The 17,812-nt window shown below is 74.2% G+C and carries 17 protein-coding genes; 9 read left to right on the top strand and 8 right to left on the bottom strand.

Annotated features, from left to right (window positions below):
- Positions 1 to 23: 23 nt before the first annotated feature.
- Positions 24 to 989 carry a S66 peptidase family protein gene (locus BS75_RS08505; protein WP_042437673.1) on the top strand — a complete coding sequence of 322 codons (966 nt, stop codon included), beginning with the start codon at positions 24 to 26 and terminating at the stop codon, positions 987 to 989.
- Positions 990 to 1,017: 28 nt separating this feature from the next.
- Here BS75_RS08505 and BS75_RS08500 read toward each other — a convergent pair whose 3' ends face one another.
- The 3 genes from BS75_RS08500 to BS75_RS08490 are packed head-to-tail and all read right to left on the bottom strand — an operon-like array spanning position 1,018 to position 4,128.
- A complete protein-coding gene (locus BS75_RS08500) occupies positions 1,018 to 1,725 on the bottom strand; it encodes a CPBP family intramembrane glutamic endopeptidase (protein ID WP_042437676.1) in 708 nt (235 codons plus the stop codon).
- Positions 1,722 to 3,476, bottom strand: a complete 1,755-nt coding sequence (locus BS75_RS08495; RefSeq protein WP_197091918.1) for an alpha/beta hydrolase — start codon at positions 3,474 to 3,476, stop codon at positions 1,722 to 1,724. Before BS75_RS08495 ends, BS75_RS08500 begins: the two co-directional genes overlap by 4 nt.
- A gap of 31 nt (positions 3,477 to 3,507) precedes the next feature.
- Entirely contained in the window at positions 3,508 to 4,128 is a 621-nt protein-coding gene (locus BS75_RS08490) for a hypothetical protein (RefSeq protein ID WP_231607718.1), read from the bottom strand.
- A gap of 205 nt (positions 4,129 to 4,333) precedes the next feature.
- On the opposite strand from BS75_RS08490, the gene BS75_RS08485 reads away from it, so the two are divergent.
- The 4 genes from BS75_RS08485 to BS75_RS08470 all read left to right on the top strand — a co-directional run bounded on the left by BS75_RS08485 (position 4,334) and on the right by BS75_RS08470 (position 8,909).
- Positions 4,334 to 5,569, top strand: a complete 1,236-nt coding sequence (locus tag BS75_RS08485; protein WP_231607717.1) for a YihY/virulence factor BrkB family protein — start codon at positions 4,334 to 4,336, stop codon at positions 5,567 to 5,569.
- Between the two features lie 80 nt (positions 5,570 to 5,649).
- Positions 5,650 to 6,699 carry a LacI family DNA-binding transcriptional regulator gene (locus tag BS75_RS08480; protein ID WP_034087775.1) on the top strand — a complete coding sequence of 350 codons (1,050 nt, stop codon included), beginning with the start codon at positions 5,650 to 5,652 and terminating at the stop codon, positions 6,697 to 6,699.
- A gap of 274 nt (positions 6,700 to 6,973) precedes the next feature.
- Positions 6,974 to 8,062 (top strand): ribosome small subunit-dependent GTPase A, encoded by a 1,089-nt coding sequence (gene rsgA / locus BS75_RS08475; protein WP_042437677.1) that lies wholly within the window; start codon positions 6,974 to 6,976, stop codon positions 8,060 to 8,062.
- A 127-nt stretch (positions 8,063 to 8,189) separates the two neighbouring features.
- Positions 8,190 to 8,909: a DUF4230 domain-containing protein gene (locus tag BS75_RS08470; protein WP_081982187.1), complete on the top strand. Its 720-nt coding sequence runs from the start codon at positions 8,190 to 8,192 to the stop codon at positions 8,907 to 8,909.
- A gap of 76 nt (positions 8,910 to 8,985) precedes the next feature.
- On the opposite strand, the gene BS75_RS08465 is transcribed toward BS75_RS08470, so the two are convergent.
- Positions 8,986 to 9,471 (bottom strand): rhodanese-like domain-containing protein, encoded by a 486-nt coding sequence (locus BS75_RS08465; protein WP_034087773.1) that lies wholly within the window; start codon positions 9,469 to 9,471, stop codon positions 8,986 to 8,988.
- A 150-nt stretch (positions 9,472 to 9,621) separates the two neighbouring features.
- Here BS75_RS08465 and BS75_RS08460 point away from each other — a divergent pair, with 150 nt between their 5' ends.
- A complete protein-coding gene (locus tag BS75_RS08460) occupies positions 9,622 to 11,187 on the top strand; it encodes an AlkA N-terminal domain-containing protein (RefSeq protein WP_042437683.1) in 1,566 nt (521 codons plus the stop codon).
- A gap of 2 nt (positions 11,188 to 11,189) precedes the next feature.
- Positions 11,190 to 11,687 (top strand): methylated-DNA--[protein]-cysteine S-methyltransferase, encoded by a 498-nt coding sequence (locus tag BS75_RS08455; protein ID WP_034087771.1) that lies wholly within the window; start codon positions 11,190 to 11,192, stop codon positions 11,685 to 11,687.
- Positions 11,688 to 11,735: 48 nt separating this feature from the next.
- Here BS75_RS08455 and BS75_RS08450 read toward each other — a convergent pair whose 3' ends face one another.
- Together BS75_RS08450 and BS75_RS08445 are read right to left on the bottom strand one after the other, a co-directional pair.
- Entirely contained in the window at positions 11,736 to 12,293 is a 558-nt protein-coding gene (locus BS75_RS08450; RefSeq protein WP_063771473.1) for a MarR family winged helix-turn-helix transcriptional regulator, read from the bottom strand.
- A gap of 49 nt (positions 12,294 to 12,342) precedes the next feature.
- Complete coding sequence (locus BS75_RS08445; protein ID WP_034087770.1) at positions 12,343 to 13,332, bottom strand: hypothetical protein; 990 nt, start codon at positions 13,330 to 13,332, stop codon at positions 12,343 to 12,345.
- 519 nt (positions 13,333 to 13,851) lie between these two features.
- Between BS75_RS08445 and BS75_RS08440 the strand changes: the two genes are divergently transcribed.
- Positions 13,852 to 15,210, top strand: coding sequence for a protein phosphatase 2C domain-containing protein (locus tag BS75_RS08440; RefSeq protein ID WP_081982186.1), 1,359 nt, complete (start codon positions 13,852 to 13,854; stop codon positions 15,208 to 15,210).
- Positions 15,211 to 15,217: 7 nt separating this feature from the next.
- On the opposite strand, the gene BS75_RS08435 is transcribed toward BS75_RS08440, so the two are convergent.
- On the bottom strand, positions 15,218 to 16,309 hold the full coding sequence (locus BS75_RS08435; RefSeq protein ID WP_160312251.1) for a DUF4328 domain-containing protein: 1,092 nt from the start codon (positions 16,307 to 16,309) through the stop codon (positions 15,218 to 15,220).
- Positions 16,310 to 16,506: 197 nt separating this feature from the next.
- Positions 16,507 to 17,049 (bottom strand): TetR/AcrR family transcriptional regulator, encoded by a 543-nt coding sequence (locus tag BS75_RS08430; protein WP_081983236.1) that lies wholly within the window; start codon positions 17,047 to 17,049, stop codon positions 16,507 to 16,509.
- A gap of 310 nt (positions 17,050 to 17,359) precedes the next feature.
- Here BS75_RS08430 and BS75_RS08425 point away from each other — a divergent pair, with 310 nt between their 5' ends.
- Positions 17,360 to 17,596 carry a hypothetical protein gene (locus tag BS75_RS08425; protein WP_034087768.1) on the top strand — a complete coding sequence of 79 codons (237 nt, stop codon included), beginning with the start codon at positions 17,360 to 17,362 and terminating at the stop codon, positions 17,594 to 17,596.
- Positions 17,597 to 17,812: the final 216 nt, after the last annotated feature.

Here is a 17,812-nt window from a genome sequence, read left to right as displayed (position 1 = left end):
CACACCGATCGGGGGATCCCGCCATGTCCTTGCCACCGCTGCCGCCTGACGCCCCGGGCCGTCCGGGGGCGCTGACGCGTCCGCGCCGACTGGTGCCCGGGGACACCGTCGCGGTGGTCGCGCCGAGCGGGCCGACCGTGCCGGAGCGGCTGGCGGCCGGTGTCGCGCTGCTGGAGTCCTGGGGGCTGCGGGTGCGGGTGATGCCGCATGTGCTGAGCGGCCATCAGCAGCTGCCGCACCTGGCCGCCACCGACGCCGAGCGCGCCGCCGACCTGCGGGACGCCTGGCTGGACCCGGAGATCGCCGCCGTGGTCTGCGCCCGGGGCGGCTACGGCGCCCAGCGGATGGTGGAACTGCTGGACTGGGACGCCCTGCGTGCCGCCCCGGCCAAGGTCTTCGTCGGCTACAGCGACGCGACCGCCCTGCACGAGGCGTTCGCGCTGCGGCTCGGACTCGCCACCCTCTACGGCCCGATGGCCGCCGGCCAGGTCTTCACCGAGGACGCGGCCACCGCCGAGCACCTGCGCCGGACGCTGTTCGAGCCCGAGCGGGTCAGACTGCTCGGCTCGCCCTCGGCCGAGTGCCTGGTCCCCGGCCGGGCCCGGGGCGCCACCGCCGGCGGCTGCCTCTCGCTGCTCGCCACCGACCGCGGCACCCCGGCCGCCCGCCCGGACTTCGCCGGAACGATCCTGGTGCTGGAGGACGTCGGCGAGCCGTTGTACGCCCTGGACCGGCTGCTGACCCAGCTGCTGCGCTCCGGCGCGCTGGCCGGGGTGGCCGGGGTGGCCCTCGGCTCCTGGGCGGACTGCCACCCGGCCTACCGGATCAACGAACTGATGCTGGACCGGCTCGGGCCGCTGGGGGTGCCGGTCGTCGGCGAGCTGGGCTTCGGGCACGGCCCCAGCAGCCTCACCGTCCCGCTGGGCCTGCCGGCGCTGCTGGACGCGGACGCCGGCACCCTGGAGCTGGAGCTCCCCGCGCTGGCGTAGCGGAGCGCGGCGTGGCGGAGCGAGGGGCTCAGCGGGTGTGCACGGTCAGGTAGGCGGCGAGGTAGCCGAGCGCATTGGTCGCCCAGTGCAGCCCCATCGGGGCGAACAGGCTGCCGCTGCGCCGCCGCAGCTCGCAGAAGACCACCCCGCTGAGCGCGGTGAACAGCACCGCCGCCGCGTCCGCGACGACCGCGCCGGCGGCCGAGCCGCCGAAGACCGAGTGCAGGGCCGGCTTGTCGGTGGCCAGGTGCAGCGAGGGCAGGATGTGCCAGAGCCCGAACAGCAGCGAGGAGAGCACCGTGGCCGGCACCGTGCCGTGCTGCCGCCGGACCAGCCCGTAGAGGGTGCCGCGGAAGGCGAACTCCTCCAGCAGCACCGTCCCCAGCGGCACGTCGACCAGCACCCGCAGCGCCAGCTCACCGCCGGCGAGCGAGTCGGTGCGCGAGTCCGCGAACAGCTCGCGGGTACCCGGCAGCACCGCCGCGCCCAGGTAGACCACCGCGATCACGCCGACGATCACCAGCGCCCAGAGCGCCCCGCGCCGCCAGGTGTCCCGGGCCAGGCCCAGGTCGGACCAGTCGCCGCCGCCCCAGCGGACGATGCCCAGCAGCACCGCCACGGTCACCAGCGCCACCGGCACGCCCCAGCCGTGCGCCCAGCGGTTGTTCAGCAGGTTCACCACGACCAGCACGGCGATCGCGGCGCCGGTCGCGGCATCGGTCCGACCGACCCTCACAGGCCCGCCATCAGCGTCTTCAGCCGCGCGGTGTCCGCCGCCGTCCAGCCCGGCGGTGGGATCATCGCGGCCCAGGCGGTGGTCGGCATGGTGCCGTAGCGGTGGCCGTGGCCCGGGGGCACACCGTTGGCGTCCACCAGGTCGCAGGCCACCTGCCAGAAGGTCACCACCGGGTAGAAGCGCATCGCCGAGGAGACGTCGGCGGCCCGGGGACGGTCCAGCCAGTCCGGGCGGTTCAGGAACAGCCCGGGGGACCACCAGACGATCGGGTCCGAGCCGTTCTGCAGATAGACGGTGCGCGGGGTGTGCCAGGGCGCGTCCGGGACGGCCAGGTCGGACGGCACCTGGGCGAAGCGGACCGTCCGGCCCTGCTGGACCACCGGCCGCCAGGCCGGACTCCCGGGCTCGCGCTCCTCGGTGAGGTGCTGCCACATCGGGTTGTCGAAGGTCGGGCCGACCAGCAGTGCGCCGTCGGTGCGGGCGCTCAGCGTCGCCAGGTCGCCGCCGAAGGCCTCCTCGGTGGCGTAGGAGCCGAGGCTCTCGCCGTAGACCACCAGCTTGGGGCGGCTCGTCGGCGGCAGCGTCGACCACTTCGCGTAGACCGCGTCGAACAGCGCCTTCCCGGCGTCCGCCGCCTCGTCCTCGGTCAGCACCGAGACCCAGCTCGGCAGATAGGAGTACTGCATCGCGACCAGCGCGCTGTCACCGCCGTACATGTACTCCAGCGGGGTGCCGGACTGCCGGTTGACCCAGCCGCTGCCGGTGGTCGCCAGCACCGCGAGCACCTTGCGGTCGAAACCGCCGGTGCGCACCAGCTCGGCCACGGCCTTGGCGGCCCGGCCGTCCAGGGTGTCGGCGGACCGCAGCCCGGTGTAGACCCGGACCGGATCCATCGCCGGGTGCCCGGTGAAGGCCGTGATCCCGGCCCGGGTCGGGGCCTCGCCGACGAACTCGCGGCCCTTGGAGCCCAGGCTGTCCCAGGACTCGCCGGAGGCCGGGCTGCCGGAGAGCGTCGCCAGCTCGGGCCGCACGATCCCCGGCGGCGTCCCGCTGTCGGTGAGCGAGGCCGCGCTCTCGGCCACGTCCAGCGCGGCCGACAGCAGGAAGCCCTGCACCACGCCGACGGTGACGAAGACCACCAGCGCGACGCCCATGGTGTAGGCGACCGGCAGCGGCACCAGCGGCGAGAGACTGTGCGCGACCAGCCCGGTGCCCAGCCGCAGCAGCCGCGCGACCAGCACCAGCACCCCGCCGACCAGCAGCGCCACCACCGGCACCAGCCACCAGCTCCACCAGGAGACATGCGGCGACTCGGCGACCGCCCGGCGCACCTCGCTCTGCCAGTGCGCGCTGCGCACGGTGATCGCGACCATCCCCAGCAGCGCCACGGCGGCGAGCACGCCCCAGCCGATCCGGCGCACCCGCGCCCCCGGACGCCGGTCCAGCCGTCCCAGCACGAAGCCGACCCCGGCGCCGACGGCCGCGCCCAGCCCGTAGCCGATGGCACCGGTGATCCCGGCGCAGAGCCCCTGCAACCACCAGGAGCGGGGCAGCAGCGAGGGCGTCAGCGACAGGCAGTAGAAGAGGCAGGCGCCCGCGACCGCGCCCCCGGAGGGCGCGCGGCGCACCACCCGGGGCTGCTTGGAGACCCGCTGCCGCCAGGCCCTGACCCAGGAGCCGCCGGAGACCCCGGACGCGCCCCGGCCCGGGCCCGTTCCGGGGGCCGGACCCGCACTGGACGCATGCGCCACGCTGTCGCTCCTCCGTCCCGGTCCCGTCGCGTCAGTAGTGCTGGGCCTTGGCGACCTGGGGAACCAGCGTGGTGGTCGCGGGCTCCCGGCTGAACGCCACCGGGGTGGCCACCGCGCCCGCGGCCAGGTCGTGGGTGCCGACGATCGAGCTGTCCACGGTCTTGCCGGAGCTGTCGTTCCAGTCGATCTTCACCGCGAAGTTCGCGGTCTTCCCGGTGCGGTTGGTGATGGTCACCTTCACCGCGTGCAGCCCGCCGGTGGAGCCCAGCGGAATGCCCGTCAGCAGCACGTCGCCCGCCGCGTTCCCGGCGCCGGTGACCGCCGCCAGCGCCGCCGAGGCCGACGCGCTGGCCGAGGCGCCCGCGGCGTCGACCGAGGCCTCGAAGGAGGCCGCCGCCGCGCTCGCCGAGGCCGATCGGGCCGAGGCCATCGCCGAGGCCGAGGCCGCCAGCGAGGCCAGCGCCGACGGCGCCTCGCCGGAGAAGGAGCCGCCCGCCGACGCCACCGCCGAGGCGGCGGACGAACTCTTGCTGGAACTGCTGCAGGCCGCCAGGCCGCCGGCCGCGCCCGCGGCCAGCAGCAGCACCGTCGCCGCCGCGACGGTGCGCCGGCCGCCGCCGGATTCCGTACCCCGCCCATGGATCGTTCGCACCAGGTCCGCCCTCACATGTCCGACAAGTCCGTCCCCCCACCATGGCCGGAGCCGGCCGCCCCGGCGACCTGGGCTGATCCGAGCAGGTGTCAGCAGGCGCCGACCGGCTCCCGGCTGTCTCCCCGCCGCCTGCCCACCGGCTCCCGGCCGCCTCCGCGACCGGCCCGTGCCGGAACAGGTCCCCGGGTTGGATACGCTCACTGCTGTGCAGCCAGCAGGTGAAGCCCCACGACCGTCCCGCCACCGGGCCCGACGCTCCCGACGGTCGGGGCGCCGGGCCGGCCCGACCTACCGGACGATCGTCTGGAAACTGATCAAGGACACCACCAACACCTGCATGGAGTACCGGGTCACCGGGCTCGCCGCCGAGGTCGCCTTCTTCACCCTGATGTCGGTGCCCCCGCTGCTGCTCTGCCTGGCCGGCACCCTCGGCTACCTCAGCCGGTCCACCATCGCCGTCGTCGAGCGGGACATCCTCAACGCGGCCGGCGTGGTGCTCTCCCAGTCCTCCATCAACCAGGTGGTCACCCCGCTGCTGCACAGTGTCTTCAGCGGCGGCAGACCCGACCTGATCTCCATCGGCTTCATGCTCGCGCTCTGGTCGGGATCGCGCGCCCTCTACGTCTTCGTCGAGACCGTCACCATCATGTACGGGCTGGAGGGCAACCGCGGCATCATCCACACCCGGGTGCTGTCGCTCGGCCTCTACATCGTCGCGCTGATCGTCGGCACCATCGTGCTGCCGCTGCTGGTGGCCGGCCCCGGGCTGGTGGTCGACGCGCTGCCGATGTCCGCCGGACTGGTCCACGCGCTGTACTGGCCCTCCGCGGTGGTGCTCTCGGTGGTCTTCATGACCACGCTCTACCACGTCTCCGTCCCGGTCAGGACGCCGTGGAAGGAGGACCTCCCGGGTGCGTTGGTCGCCCTGCTGGTGCTCGCCGTCGGCAGTGGCGTGCTGCGCTTCTACCTGGTGCACTCGGTCGAGGGGCCGACCGTCTACAGCTCGCTGGCCGCGCCGGTCGCGGTGCTGCTGTGGATCGGGGTCACCGCGCTGGCGGTGCTGATCGGCGCGGCGATGAACGCCTCGGTCGACCGGATGTGGCCGAGCCGTGCCACCGAGGCGGCCCGCGCCCAGAACGAGCGGGCCCGGGAGGAGGCGGCGGCCGAGTTGGTGCGCCGGGCCGAGGCCCGCCGCTCCGCCGTCCGCAACCGCGCCGCCAATCCGCCGCCGGCCGGCGAGGAGGCCGAGGGCGAGGCGCCCGCCGAGTACCCGGAGCGCTGGGCCGACTTCCTGCCGCACAAGGACATCCGCGGCCGGATCCAGACCCGGGGCCCCGGCCTCCGCCGCCACCGATACCCGCCCCCGGAGGACGACGGCCCGACGCCCGGCGGTCCGAAGGGCCCCGACGGCCCCGAGGACCCCGGCGGCTCCGGGTACTGAGCGCGGCCGAGCGACCACTGAGCGGTCGATCTTCGGCGCAGGGCCGCGCGGCGGTGAACGGCGGCGGTATAACTGCAACCATGAGCAGAAAGCCGACGTCGGCCGCGCCGGCCACGCTGGAGGACGTGGCCCGGGTGGCCGGGGTCTCCCGCGCCACCGTCTCCCGGGTCATCAACGGCCGCACCACCGTCGACCCCGCCATGCGCGCGCTGGTGGAGCAGGCGGTGCTGGAGACCGACTACGTGCCGAACCGGGCCGCCCGTTCGCTGGTGACCCGGCGCACCGACTCCATCGCCCTGGTCGTCTCCGAGCCCGAGCAGCGCGCGGTGGCCGACCCCTTCCTGGGCCGGGTCTTCACCGACCCCTTCTTCGGACGGGTCGTCACCGGTGTGCTGGAGGTGATCCGTCCGCGCGGGGTGCAGCTGGTGCTGATGCTGGTGGACGACGGCCCCTCGCGCGCCAACCTGGTCAGCTACCTGCGCCAGGGCCACGTCGACGGGGTCGTGCTGATCTGCGGTGACGCCGCCGACCCGCTGCCGGAGCTGCTGGCCCGGGCGGGGCTGCCGGCCGTGCTGTCCGGCCGCCCGGGACGGCCGACGCCGATCAGCGTGGTCGAGGCCGACCAACGGGCGGGCGCGGAACTGGCGGTGGACCACCTGGTCGCGGTCGGGCGGCGCCGGATCGCCACCCTGGCCGGCCCCTTGGACATGCCCTCCAGCCAGGAGCGGCTGACCGGCTTCCGGGCGGCGCTGGCCCGGCACGGGCTCACCGAGGCGGGGATGGTCGAGGGCGACTTCACCCAGACCGGCGGAGCCGCGGCGATGCGCCGACTGCTGGCCGAGACCCCCGACTTCGACGCCGTCTTCGTCGCCTCCGACCTGATGGCGCTGGGCGCGATCCCGGTCCTCGGCCGGGCCGGCCGCCGGGTCCCGGAGGACGTGGCCCTGCTGGGCTTCGACGACAGCAGCGCCGCGCTGGCCTGCGACCCGCCGCTGACCACCGTCCGGCAGCCGCTGGAGGAGATGGCCGCGCGGATGGCCGAGCTGCTGCTCGAACAGATCGCCGACCCGGACGGGGAGCAGACACCGGTCCTCTTCGAACCCACGCTGGTGGTACGGGAGTCCGCGTAGTCGACGGGGTGGACGGGGTGGACGGGGCCGACGGGGCCTGCCGGAAATCCACTGGCGGCACGGCGAGCTGCCCGGCTACGGTGACGGCGTCGGCAACGGCCGCTGCCGACGCCGCCCTTCGACCCCCAGGAAGCGAGGACCGCGATGACCTCTGCCGCACCGGGCTCCGCCCGCATCCCGCAGCACACCGTGCCCACTTCCCCGGCCTCCGGCTGACACCGCTCCGCTCCCTGTCGACGGCGCACCGCCGGGGCCGCCCCTCGAAGGGTTCCCCTTGTCCTCCCACGCTCCGTCCTCCCACGCTCCTTCCCCCTGTGCTCCGTCCCCCCACGCCCATCCGCTGACCCGCTACGGCTGGGACGCCGGGCTGGCGGCCGAGTTCGCCCCGTACGCCGCCCAGGGGCTGCTGCCCGGGCGGGTCGTCCGGGTCGACCGCGGCCGCTGCGACCTGGTCACCCAGGACGGCACCGTCCAGGCCGACACCGCCTTCGTCACGCCGCGCGACCCGATGCGGATCGTCTGCACCGGGGACTGGGCCGCCGTCGACCCGCACGGTGATCCGCGCTTCGTCCGGACCCTGCTCCAGCGCCGGACCGCGATCGTCCGCTCGACCTCGTCCAAGCGCTCCGAGGCCCAGGTCCTGGCGGCCAACGTCGACCACATCGTCATCTGCGTGACGCTCGCGGTCGTGCCCGACCTGGAACGGGTGGAGCGGCTGCTGGCGCTGGCACTGGCCGGCTCCGGCCGCTCCCGTCCCGCCGAGCCGCTGATCCTGCTCACCAAGGCCGACCTGGCCATCGACGCCGACCAGATCCGTGAGGACGTCGAGTCGGTCGCCCCGGGGGTGGAGGTGCTGGTCGTCAGCGCGCCCACCGGCCTCGGCATGGACGCCCTGGCCGCGCGGCTCACCGGCACCGGCGTGCTGGTCGGCCAGTCCGGCGCGGGCAAGTCCACCATCGCCAACACCCTGCTCGGCAGCCCGGTCATGGACGTCCGCCGGACCCGGGTCGACGGGAAGGGCCGGCACACCTCGACCAGCCGCGACCTCCACCCGCTGCCCGGCGGCGGCGTGCTGATCGACACCCCCGGGCTGCGCGGCGTCGGCCTCTACGACGCGGCCGACGGCGTCCGCCAGGTCTTCGCGGAGATCGAGGCCCTCGCCGAGGGCTGCCGCTTCGCCGACTGCCGGCACCTCCACGAACCCGACTGTGCGGTCCAGCAGGCCCTGGCAGAAGGACGGTTGACGGCGCGTCGGCTGGAGAGCCACCGCAAGCTGGTCCGCGAGAACGCCTGGATCGCCTCCCGCAGCGACGCCCGGATGCGGACCGAACGGCTCAAGCGCTGGAAGGCCGGACGCCACTGACGGCAGCGGCCGTCCTGTCGTCGACGATCCCTCCGAGGAGTCGACGGTGGGACGGCCCGAGCTGGGTAGGAGCCCTCGAAGGACGGCTGATTATTCATCAGTACGCCAACGGTGAGGGAGGATCGCGATGAGATCAGCACGCGGCTCCGTACGCGGCAGCCGGCGCTCCGACGAGGGCGATGCCGTGGAACAGGCCTCCGCGACCAGGATCCGGCGCGAACCGCGCCGCATTCCCTGGTACATCAGCATCCCGGTCACCTTCGCGGTGATCGTGGCGCTGTTCCTGGCCGCCGCCAAGTTCGACTGGCTCCCCGGGCTGCCCAACCCCTTCGCCACCAGCACCGTGGACCGGAGCCAGCCGGCGGTGCTCCAGTCCATCGAGAACATGAGCGACTACGACGCCGCCACCGGCAACTTCCAGATCGTGGTCGACCTCGACCAGGAGGCCAACTACCTCCCCTCGGCGCTGCTCGGCAATGACACCCTCTATGTCGCCGCCGGAACCGTCCAGTCCTACGTGGACCTCGGCAAGGCCACGGTGACGGTCTCCGCCGACCGCCGCTCCGCCACGCTGGTGCTGCCGCCCGCCCAACTCGGCCAGACCGCGCTCAACCCCAAGCAGTCCTACGTCTTCGCGCAGAACCGCGGCCTGTTCAACCGGATCGGCGACTTCTTCTCCGGCAACCCCGACGACCAGCAGAAGCTCCTGGTCTTGGCCGCCCAGAAGATCCAGACGGCCGCCACCGCCAGCGGCCTCACCCAACGCGCCGAGCAGAACACCCAGCTCATGCTGACCGGCCTGCTCCGCTCCCTCGGCTTCACCTCGGTGACCGTCACCTACAAGTAGCGCCGGGCTCGGCGCAGGGCACGCGGCCCGACCCTCAGTGCTGCTCGGCGGCGGTCCGTGCAGGTGGGAGGCGGTTTCAGCAGTCGCAGGCGAGGCCGGAGCGCGGGGCGGTGAGGTCGTCGACCGGGCGCTGTTCGGTGCCCTGGACGGTCTCGTAGGCGAAGCCCTCGCGGGCCCAGTACTCGAAGCCGCCGAGCATCTCCTTGGCCCGGTAGCCGAGGCGGGCGAAGGCCAGGGCGGCGCGGGTCGCGCCGTTGCAGCCGGGGCCCCAGCAGTAGGTGACGACGGTGAGCGAGGGGTCGATCAGCTCCGGCGCGCGCTCGGCGATCCGCCCGGTCGGGAGGTGCAGCGCGCCGGGGAGGTGTCCCTGGGCCCAGGCCGCCTCGCTGCGGGTGTCCACCACGACCAGGCCCGCCACCCCGGCCAGCAGGTCCGCGTGGACGTCGGAGACGTCCGCCTCGAAGGCCAGCCGCGCGGCGAAGTGGGCGGCGGCCCGCGCGGGGTCGGCCGGGGCGGTGCCGAGGACGGCGCTGTCGGGCGAGCTGGTGGCGGCAACGGTCACGGCGGGCTCCGGGGGAGTGGGAGGGCTGGGAGCGGGGGTGCTGCGGTCACCCCGAGTCTGGCCCGGCCGGGCCGCCGGCCACGAGTGGCGTGATCGCCGCCATTCGTCAAGATACCGCCAGAGCGGGGCCGCCCCGGAGCGCTGACCGCCATGTCCGATGCCCGCCAGTCCCGTGGTCGCCGATGCCGCAGACTTGGAGCTGTGATTGACGAGGAGACCAGCTACCGGGCGGTGAGCAGCCGCGACGCGCGCTTCGACGGCGTGTTCTTCACCGCTGTCCGCACCACCGGCATCTACTGCCGACCGAGCTGCCCGGCGATGACGCCCAAGCGCCAGAACGTGCACTTCTACCCGACCGCCGCCGCCGCGCAGACCGCCGGCTTCCGGGCCTGCCGGCGCTGCCGCCCGGACGCGGTCCCCGGCTCGCCGGACTGGAACGTCCGGGCCGACCTGGTGGCCCGCGCCATGCGGATGATCGGCGACGGGGTGGTGGACCGCGAGGGCGTCGCCGGGCTCGCCGCGCGCCTCGGCTACAGCGAGCGGCACCTCACCCGCGAACTGGTCACCGAGCTGGGCGCGGGACCGCAGGCGCTGGCCCGCTCGCAGCGTGCCCACACCGCCCGGCTGCTGCTGCAGACCACCGACCTCAGCGCGACCGACGCGGCCTTCGCGGCCGGCTTCGCCAGCGTCCGCCAGTTCAACGAGACCATCCGGGCCGTCTACGGCCTCACCCCGACCGAGCTGCGGCAGCGGCCGTCCCGCAGGGCCGCCGTGCCGGGGACCATACCGCTGCGGCTCGCCTGCCGGGAGCCGTTCGACGCCGCCCATGTCTTCGACTTCCTCGGGCTGCGCACCGTCCCCGGGGTCGAGGAGACGATCCGGACCGAGGGCGGACCGCGTACCTACCGGCGGACGCTGGACCTGCCCGGCGGCCCCGGCGTCGCCGAGGTCGACGAGCCGCGCACCGACCGGGCCGGCCGTTCCCAGGCCTGGCTGGACTGCCGACTGCAGCTGACCTCGCTGCGTGACCTCACCACCGCCGTCCAGCGGCTACGGGCGCTGTTCGACCTGGACGCCGATCCCGAGGCGGTGGACCGCGCCCTCGGCGGCGACCCCCACCTCGGACCGCTGGTCGCGGCCCGTCCCGGGCTGCGCTCGCCCGGCCATGTCGACCCGCACGAGCTGGCGGTGCGCGCGGTGCTCGGGCAGCAGGTCACCGTCGCCGCCGCGCGGACCCTCGCGGGGCGGCTGGCCGAGCGCTACGGCGTCCCACTGCCGCTTCCCAGCGGCGGCCTGACCAGGCTGTTCCCCAGCGCCGCCGCGCTCGCCGGGGCCGAGGACGCCGACCTGGCCATGCCCCGGGCCCGGCAGCGGGCGCTGCGCGGGCTGTGCGCGGCGCTGGCCGAGGGCAGTGTCGACCTGCGTCCCGGGGTGGACCGCGAGCAGGCGGCGGCCGACCTGCTGGCCCTGCCCGGGATCGGCCCGTGGACCGTCTCCTATGTCCGGATGCGCGCCCTCAGCGACCCGGACGCCTACCTGCCCACCGACATCGGCGTGCGCCACGGCCTGCGCGCCGCCGGTGCGCCGGAGGGGCTGGACGCGGACGGCTGGCGCCCCTGGCGCTCCTATGCCGTGCACCACCTCTGGGCGGCGGCCACCGGCGCCGCCGCGACCTCTGCCGGTACCGAAGATTCCCGTTCCATCAGGAGCAACTGACGATGCGATACACCACCGTGGCCTCCCCGCTCGGCCCGCTGCTGCTGGTCGCGGACGAGGACGGCGCGCTCACCGCGCTGCTCGCGCCCAACACCCGGGGCCGGTCGAGCACCCCCGACCCCGACTGGAAGGAGGACCCGGAGCCGTTCGCCGCCGCCGCAACGCAGCTCGACGAGTACTTCGCAGGCCGGCTCACCCACTTCGACCTGCGGATCGCGCCGCACGGAAGCGAGTTCCGGCGCCGGGTCTGGGACGCGCTGGACGACGTCCCCTACGGCGGGACCGTCACCTACGGCCAACTCACCGCTGCGGCCGGTCAGCCGCCGACCTCGGTCCGGGCGGTCGCCGGGGCGGTCGGCGCCAATCCGCTGCTGATCGTCCGCCCCTGTCACCGGATCATCGGCGCCGACGGGTCGCTCACCGGCTTCGCGGCCGGACTGGACGCCAAGCGGCTGCTGCTCGGGCTCGAAGCCCAGGACCGGACGCTGTTCGAGCAGTGACCCGGGCGGGACGACGGACGGGGGAGGCGGAACGAAGGACGAGGGAGGTCAGCCCGCCGTACCGCCGGGCTCGTCGGAGGCCCCCGTCGGCGTCTCCGTGCCCAACGCCGTGGCCAGCCGCTCCAGGCCGCCGAGGGCGTCCATGATCGCGGTGCTGTCCTCGGCCGAGAGCATGGCGAGAGCGGTCGCTATCCGCCGCTCGTGGGCCCGCTGCCAGTCGGCGAGCTGCCGGTGGCCGGCCGGGGTCAGCGCGATCCGCGCGGTGCGCCGGTCGCCGGGGTCGGCCTGCCGGTCGACGAAACCGGAGTCCAGCAGCTTGCCGATGAGACCGCTCACGGTGTTGGGCGCCAGCCGCTGACGGGCCGCCAGCTCGCCGACCCGGAGCGGCCCGGTGGCGAGCGTCTGCAGCAGCTCCACCTGGGCCATGGGCAACGACTCCCAGGGGTAGTCGGTGCGGATACTGCTGCGCAGCGCGCGGCGCAGCCGGGTCACCACGTCGGTGAGCCGCTGCACCTGGGCGGGGCCGGGCAGGGCTGCACCGTCGGTGACGGCGTCGGCGGGAGTGGAAGCGGCGGCGGTGGCGGGAGCAGCGGCAGACTCGGGCATACGCCCTACCCTATCGACCCGCGCGGACAGTCCGTTCCACCCGGTCGTATCAGCGGCGGGCGGCCCAGCCGCGCTCGTAGGCGTGCCAGCCCAACTGCATCCTGGTGGTCACCCCGGCCATGTCCAGCAGCCGCTTGACCCGGCGCTGGACCGTGCGCAGGCCGAGGTCGAGCTGTTTGGCCACGCTCACATCGGTCATCCCGAGCAGCAGCAGCGAGAGGATCTGCAGATCCGTTCCGTCCGGCTGGTCGCCCTCCTCGGTCCGCATCTGCTCTGCGCCGATCATCCGGATCGGCAGCGCGTGCGCCCACACCAGCTCGAACAGGCCGGACATGGCCTCCAGCAGCCCGCCCGCCCGGACCAGCAGCGCGGAGGGCTCCCCGGGGGAGTCCAACGGGCGCAGCGGCAGCATCGCGACCGAGCGGTCCGCCATCATCAGCTTCGTCGGGACGTGCTCCGCGACCCGGATCTCCTCGTTCCTTCCGAGCGCTTCGGAGACCAGCAGCCCGGTGCCGGGGGCGTCCAGCGCGGAGCGCTGCATCACCACCCTGTAGGTCACCCCCCGGGCGACCGCGACCGGCTCGGAGTCGTTCTCGTACCCGCTGACCACTATCGGCGCATCCGTGACCAGGGCCAGCATCTCCTTCTCCGCACCGAGCTGGACCTGGTCGAAGCGGTGGCGGACCGCCTCGGCCCCGGTGACCACCTCGACCAGGTCGGTGAGCGCGAGCCTGGCCGCGTCCCGCCGGTACTCCTGGGTCAGCGTCTCCACCGCCAGCTCGGCCTGGCGGAGTTCGTACCGGCGCTCCGAGAGCGCCGAGTTGAGGGCGATGGCCGGCGGCGCGGCCGCGTAGTGCCCGGGGGCGGCGGAGACGGGCGAGGCGAGGCCCAGCTCTGCGAGTCCGCGCACGGCACGGGCGACCTGGATCTCGGTGAGGCCCAGTCGGGTTCCGATGTCGCTGGTGGAGGCGGTTCCGAGTCCGAGCAGCACTCGGTAGACGGACTCCCCCTCTTCGTCCAATCCGAAGAAGCCGAGCACCTGATCTCCTCGCTGGCGCCGCGCCCCGGGCCGGCTCCCGGAAGCGGTGAAGACATGCCGTGTCGTGCAGTCGTCCCAGGTCATCATGCCTGTCCGAGCGGCCGGGCGACAGCCGGACGGTGCGCTCGGCGGTGCTCGGGGCGACCCGGCGGTGAGACGGTTCTGGCCCGGTACTGACTCGATACTGGCCTGCGACTGCGCCACTCGTGCGCCGATCCATCTGTTTCCCCCGGAGATTGGGTAGGGGCGATGGAGAATGAGCGTCGATTCCGGTCCGGGGCAATCGACGTGACGTTGAGGGGGAGAATCGGTGAGCAGTCAGGGTGGTGCGGACGGTTCGTGGTGGGACGAGGTGTACGTCGGCCCCAGGGACGAGGTCCCTGACATGCCACGGGCCGACTCGGGGACCGGTACGGTCGACGACTGGTTCGACGCGGTGAGCGGGGTCTTCGGCGGGGCCGGCGCGGGGGCGCGGGCCGGGCGTCGGAGGCGGGGCGCGCCGACACCTGGGACGGGGGCGTGCGGGACCGCGTCCCGCGCGAGGAGCGCGTCCCGCGCGAGGACCGGGAGAGCCTGGAGAGCCGGGAGGACCGGCAGGGGGCGGACGGGGACGGCTCCGACGGGGACGGCTCCGGGCCGGACACGTCCGGGGCAGTCGTCAGCTCCGGGCCGCCGACGCTGATCGAGGACGCGGTACCGGATCTGCCGCGCCCGCCGACGGTGCCGAGGCCGCCCACGATGCCGACGGTGTCACGGGTGCCGAGGCCGCCGGCACTGCCGCCGCTGCCCGTGCGCCCGCCGCGCGTGCCGTCACCGGCCTCACCCAGCCCGTCCGCCTCACCACCGGCACCCGTGCCGTCCGTGCCGACTCCGCCGACTCCGCCCACTCCGCCGACTGCGTCGTCCGTGCCGGACCCGAGGGTCGTGGTGCCGCCCGTGCCCGCGTCCGCGCCGTCCGCGCCGTCCGCGCAGCCGGTCCCGCCGGTGGAGTCCGCGCCCACCGTGCCGCTGCCGCACATCGGTGAGCGGCCCCCGATCTACGACCCCGAGCCGACGGCCCTCCCCGCCGGTGACCCGGAGCAGCTGTCCGCGCTCGCTCCCGACACCGTCCTGGACGGCGCGCGCTACGGGACGATGACGCTGCGGGCCGCCTCGGTGCGCGGCGACTCGGCCCGCTACCGGGGCGACGTGCGCGGGGACCGGCTGCTGACGGTGCGTTTCGGCGAGGGCAGCGACGCGCTGCTGCTGGTCGCCCTGGCGTCACCGGGGCACGGCGACGACCCGGGGGTGGCCGAGGACGCCTGCCGCCAGCTCGCCGCAGCGGTCGGACGCAGCCGTGCCGAGCTGCTCGGCGACCTGCGGATGGGCGCGCAGGAGGGTCTGCGCTACGGGTTGCAGCGGCTGATGGCCAGGGCCACCGTCCGGCTGTGCCGGATCCAGCCGGACGGCGCCGGTCCGGGTGGAGCTCTGCATGCGCTGATCGCCCCGCTGGACCCGACCAGTCGGCTGCGGGCCGGTTTCGGCGTCGGCCCCGGCGGGCTGCTGCTGCTCGGGGACGACGCCTGGTACGACGCCTACGCGGGCCGGAGGCTGGCCCCGGTGGAGCGGCCGGCGGAGGGGGCCTCCGCCGGGCCCGGGCGGCGGGACGACGACCGCTTCCGGTTCCGGGTGGTCGTGCCGGAGCCCGGCGACGTGCTGCTGCTCTGCAGCGACGGCCTGGCACAGCCGCTGCGCGAGGAACCGGCGGTGTCCGACTTCCTGGCCGACCACTGGTCGCATCCGCACCCGCCGGGGATGGTGGACTTCCTCCGCCACGTCCAGGTCCGGGCGAAGGGCTACGCGGCGGACCGGACGGCGGCGGCGGTCTGGGAGGACTGAACCGCCGTCAGACGGCCGTCTCCGGCGCGTCGGGCGTGCCCGGCGTCGCGTCCACGGGCGTCGCGTCCACGGGCTTCGCGTCCACCGGCGCGGCGTCGGTCGGCGCGACCTCGGTCGGCTCCGGTTCGGGGGCGGGTGTCGCCGGCACCGTCGCCTGGTAGGGCTGCGCGGCGACGTAGCCGGGCTGCTGGGGCAGCATCGGCTGAGCCGGAAGCGGCGGCTGCTGCAGCGGCTGGGCCTGGGGCACGGGCTGCTGTCCGGGATAGGGCTGCCCGGGGTACGGCTGTCCGGGGTAGGGCTGTCCGGCGTACTGCGGCGCGGCGTACTGCGGTGCCGGGTACTGTGCCGCCGGGTACTGCGGTGCGGTGGCCAGGGGCATCGGCGCGAGCATCTGCTGCGGCAGCGGGACGGCGTACGGGTGTCCCTCGCCCGGCCCCTGGAGGATGCGCAGCTGCTGCATGCTGGTGATCTGACGCACCAGCAGCAGCAGTGCCACCGCCGCCGCGATCCTGAACAGGGTCTCCGCGACGGCCAGGCCCTGGAGCACCCGGAGCTGGTTGTCGCTCTCGGCGACCCGGACGCCGTCGCTGTCGAGCTGGTTACCGAAGGAGACGGTCATGATCCCGACGAACACGGCGAATCCCCAGAACGCGCACCAGAGGATCCACCAGCTGTTCAGCACCCGGCGGCTGACGCCGGGCTGCCCGGCCGCGTGCACGAGCGGCTGGCTGCCCCGGTGGACGTCGAGGGCCACGCTGCGGGGGATCCAGAACCAGCCGACCGGGGTGAACCAGCTGCCGATGGCCCAGCCCCGGCTGTAGTGGCGTCCCTGCTGCGGGGCGAGGATCTCCACGTTGCTGCGGACCCGGTGGAACCAGATGACGAAGACGATCACGGTGGCGATGAAGACCGGGAAGTTGAGGACGGTGGCGAACGCGCCGACCACGGTGCCGGGGTTGGGGCCGACACTGTCGGACCCGATGTAGCTGTAGGTCAGCACGCTGCTGACGATGCCCAGCACGCCCGCGAATATCTGGACGGCCAGCAGGATCTGGCTGGCGATCGAGAGCCCGAGCGGGGCTTTGGGGGCCTGCCCCATCGCCACCGGCATTGGTGGTACGCCGACAAACCCACAGGACGGGCATCGACCGTAGAGGTCCAGGTACGCGGACGAACAGGACGGACAGGGCACCGGGAACTCCACCGTTTCGGCCCGCACAGGAATGGCGGGAGGCCGCCGATGCTATGCGAGTCGCAGGCCGCCCGTCCACGCAATAGACATATCGTCGCATCGCCTTATCCGTGCAGGTGAAGCACCTCGTCCAGATAGTCACCGATGTGTTCCAGCGCAAGATCCCGGGTGATGCCCGGAAGGCCGATCACCAGCGGCGTGCCGAAGCCGTCCAGCATCGCCCCCAGTCGCATCGCGAACCGCTCGGGGTCCACGGCGCGGAACTCGCCGGCCGCGATGCCGGCGCGCAGCAGCGGCGCCAGCTCGCCGCGCCAGGCCGCCTCCAGCTCGGCCTGGCCGACCCGCATCCGCTCGTCGCCGAGGGAGCGGCCCCACACCTCGATCCACAGCGTCCAGCGCGGATCGCCGGCCCCGGTGGGCAGGTAGAGGTCGATGTACGCGGCCAGCCGCCGGGCGGCGGGGACCGGCTCGGCCAGGGCGGCGCGGCGGCGCTCGCCGAGCTGGGCCTCGCTCCAGCGCAGGGTCTCCAGCAGCAGCTGGTCCTTGCTGCCGAAGTAGTAGAGCAGGTGGCCGCCGCTCATCCCGACCTGGCGGCCCAGCTCGGCCATGGTCAGCGCGGCGAGGCCCCGCTCGGCGATGGCGGCCATGGCCACGGCGAACACCTCCTCGCGGGGCCGCGCCGGACGGCGGCCGGGACCGGCGGTCAGAGGCGCTCCTCGGTAGGCAGGGCAGTGGGCACGGGCAGTGGGCACCGCGGTTGGAATGGCGTTCGAAGTCCCAGTTAATCAGCAGCGCCGGAGCCCTGCCAACCGATCCTCACGAGACGTTCATGCAGTCCTCGGCGATCTGTCAGTGGCGGCTGCGAGGATGCTTCCCGTGGCAGCTTCCTGGTTTCCTAGTGAGCTCGTACAGGCCCAGCGTCAGGTGTGGGCGTGCGAGGCGGCGACACGCGCTTTCGTGCTGGCCGGGCCCGACCAGCCGGTCGTCCACTGGCCGCTGCCCCGGCAGGCCGAGTACCGGCGGCTGCGCAACGCCCAGCGGCAGGCTCAGCGCGAGGTCGAGACGCACCCGCTGATGGCCTCCGCCATCGCCGAGCACCGCTGGAGCGTGACCGTGCGGGCGCTGTGGCGCGCCGCCCGCGAGGAGTCGCCCCGCGAGGGGGCGACGGCCTGTCCGGCCGGCGTCGCCGCCTGACGCGCCGCCGCTGCGGATGTGACGGGACCCCGGACGTGACGAGACCCGGGGGCTGTATCCATCCCCCGGGCCTCTGAGATGCCACCCAATTGCTTGCACCGGCACTTTTAAAAGGTGCGGGTCATTCTTATACCGTCGTGTCCTGCCTTTGGACGACCCGCGCACGACTGGAGCACGGGGCCGGACTTGAACCGGCATCCGACGATCATCGCCCGC

Source organism: Streptacidiphilus albus JL83 (assembly GCF_000744705.1).
GTDB lineage: Bacteria > Actinomycetota > Actinomycetes > Streptomycetales > Streptomycetaceae > Streptacidiphilus > Streptacidiphilus albus.
This window is presented reverse-complemented; position numbering and strand designations above follow the sequence as displayed.

Bases quoted from the DNA above. Each gene is read 5' to 3' on its own strand.
- BS75_RS08430 (WP_081983236.1), bottom strand. From the start codon at position 17,049: ATGGCCGCCATCGCCGAGCGGGGCCTCGCCGCGCTGACCATGGCCGAG.
- BS75_RS08435 (WP_160312251.1), bottom strand. From the start codon at position 16,309: ATGGGGCAGGCCCCCAAAGCCCCGCTCGGGCTCTCGATCGCCAGCCAG.
- BS75_RS08455 (WP_034087771.1), top strand. From the start codon at position 11,190: ATGCGATACACCACCGTGGCCTCCCCGCTCGGCCCGCTGCTGCTGGTC.
- BS75_RS08450 (WP_063771473.1), bottom strand. From the start codon at position 12,293: ATGCCCGAGTCTGCCGCTGCTCCCGCCACCGCCGCCGCTTCCACTCCC.
- BS75_RS08470 (WP_081982187.1), top strand. From the start codon at position 8,190: ATGAGATCAGCACGCGGCTCCGTACGCGGCAGCCGGCGCTCCGACGAG.
- BS75_RS08460 (WP_042437683.1), top strand. From the start codon at position 9,622: ATGTCCGATGCCCGCCAGTCCCGTGGTCGCCGATGCCGCAGACTTGGA.
- BS75_RS08505 (WP_042437673.1), top strand. From the start codon at position 24: ATGTCCTTGCCACCGCTGCCGCCTGACGCCCCGGGCCGTCCGGGGGCG.
- BS75_RS08480 (WP_034087775.1), top strand. From the start codon at position 5,650: ATGAGCAGAAAGCCGACGTCGGCCGCGCCGGCCACGCTGGAGGACGTG.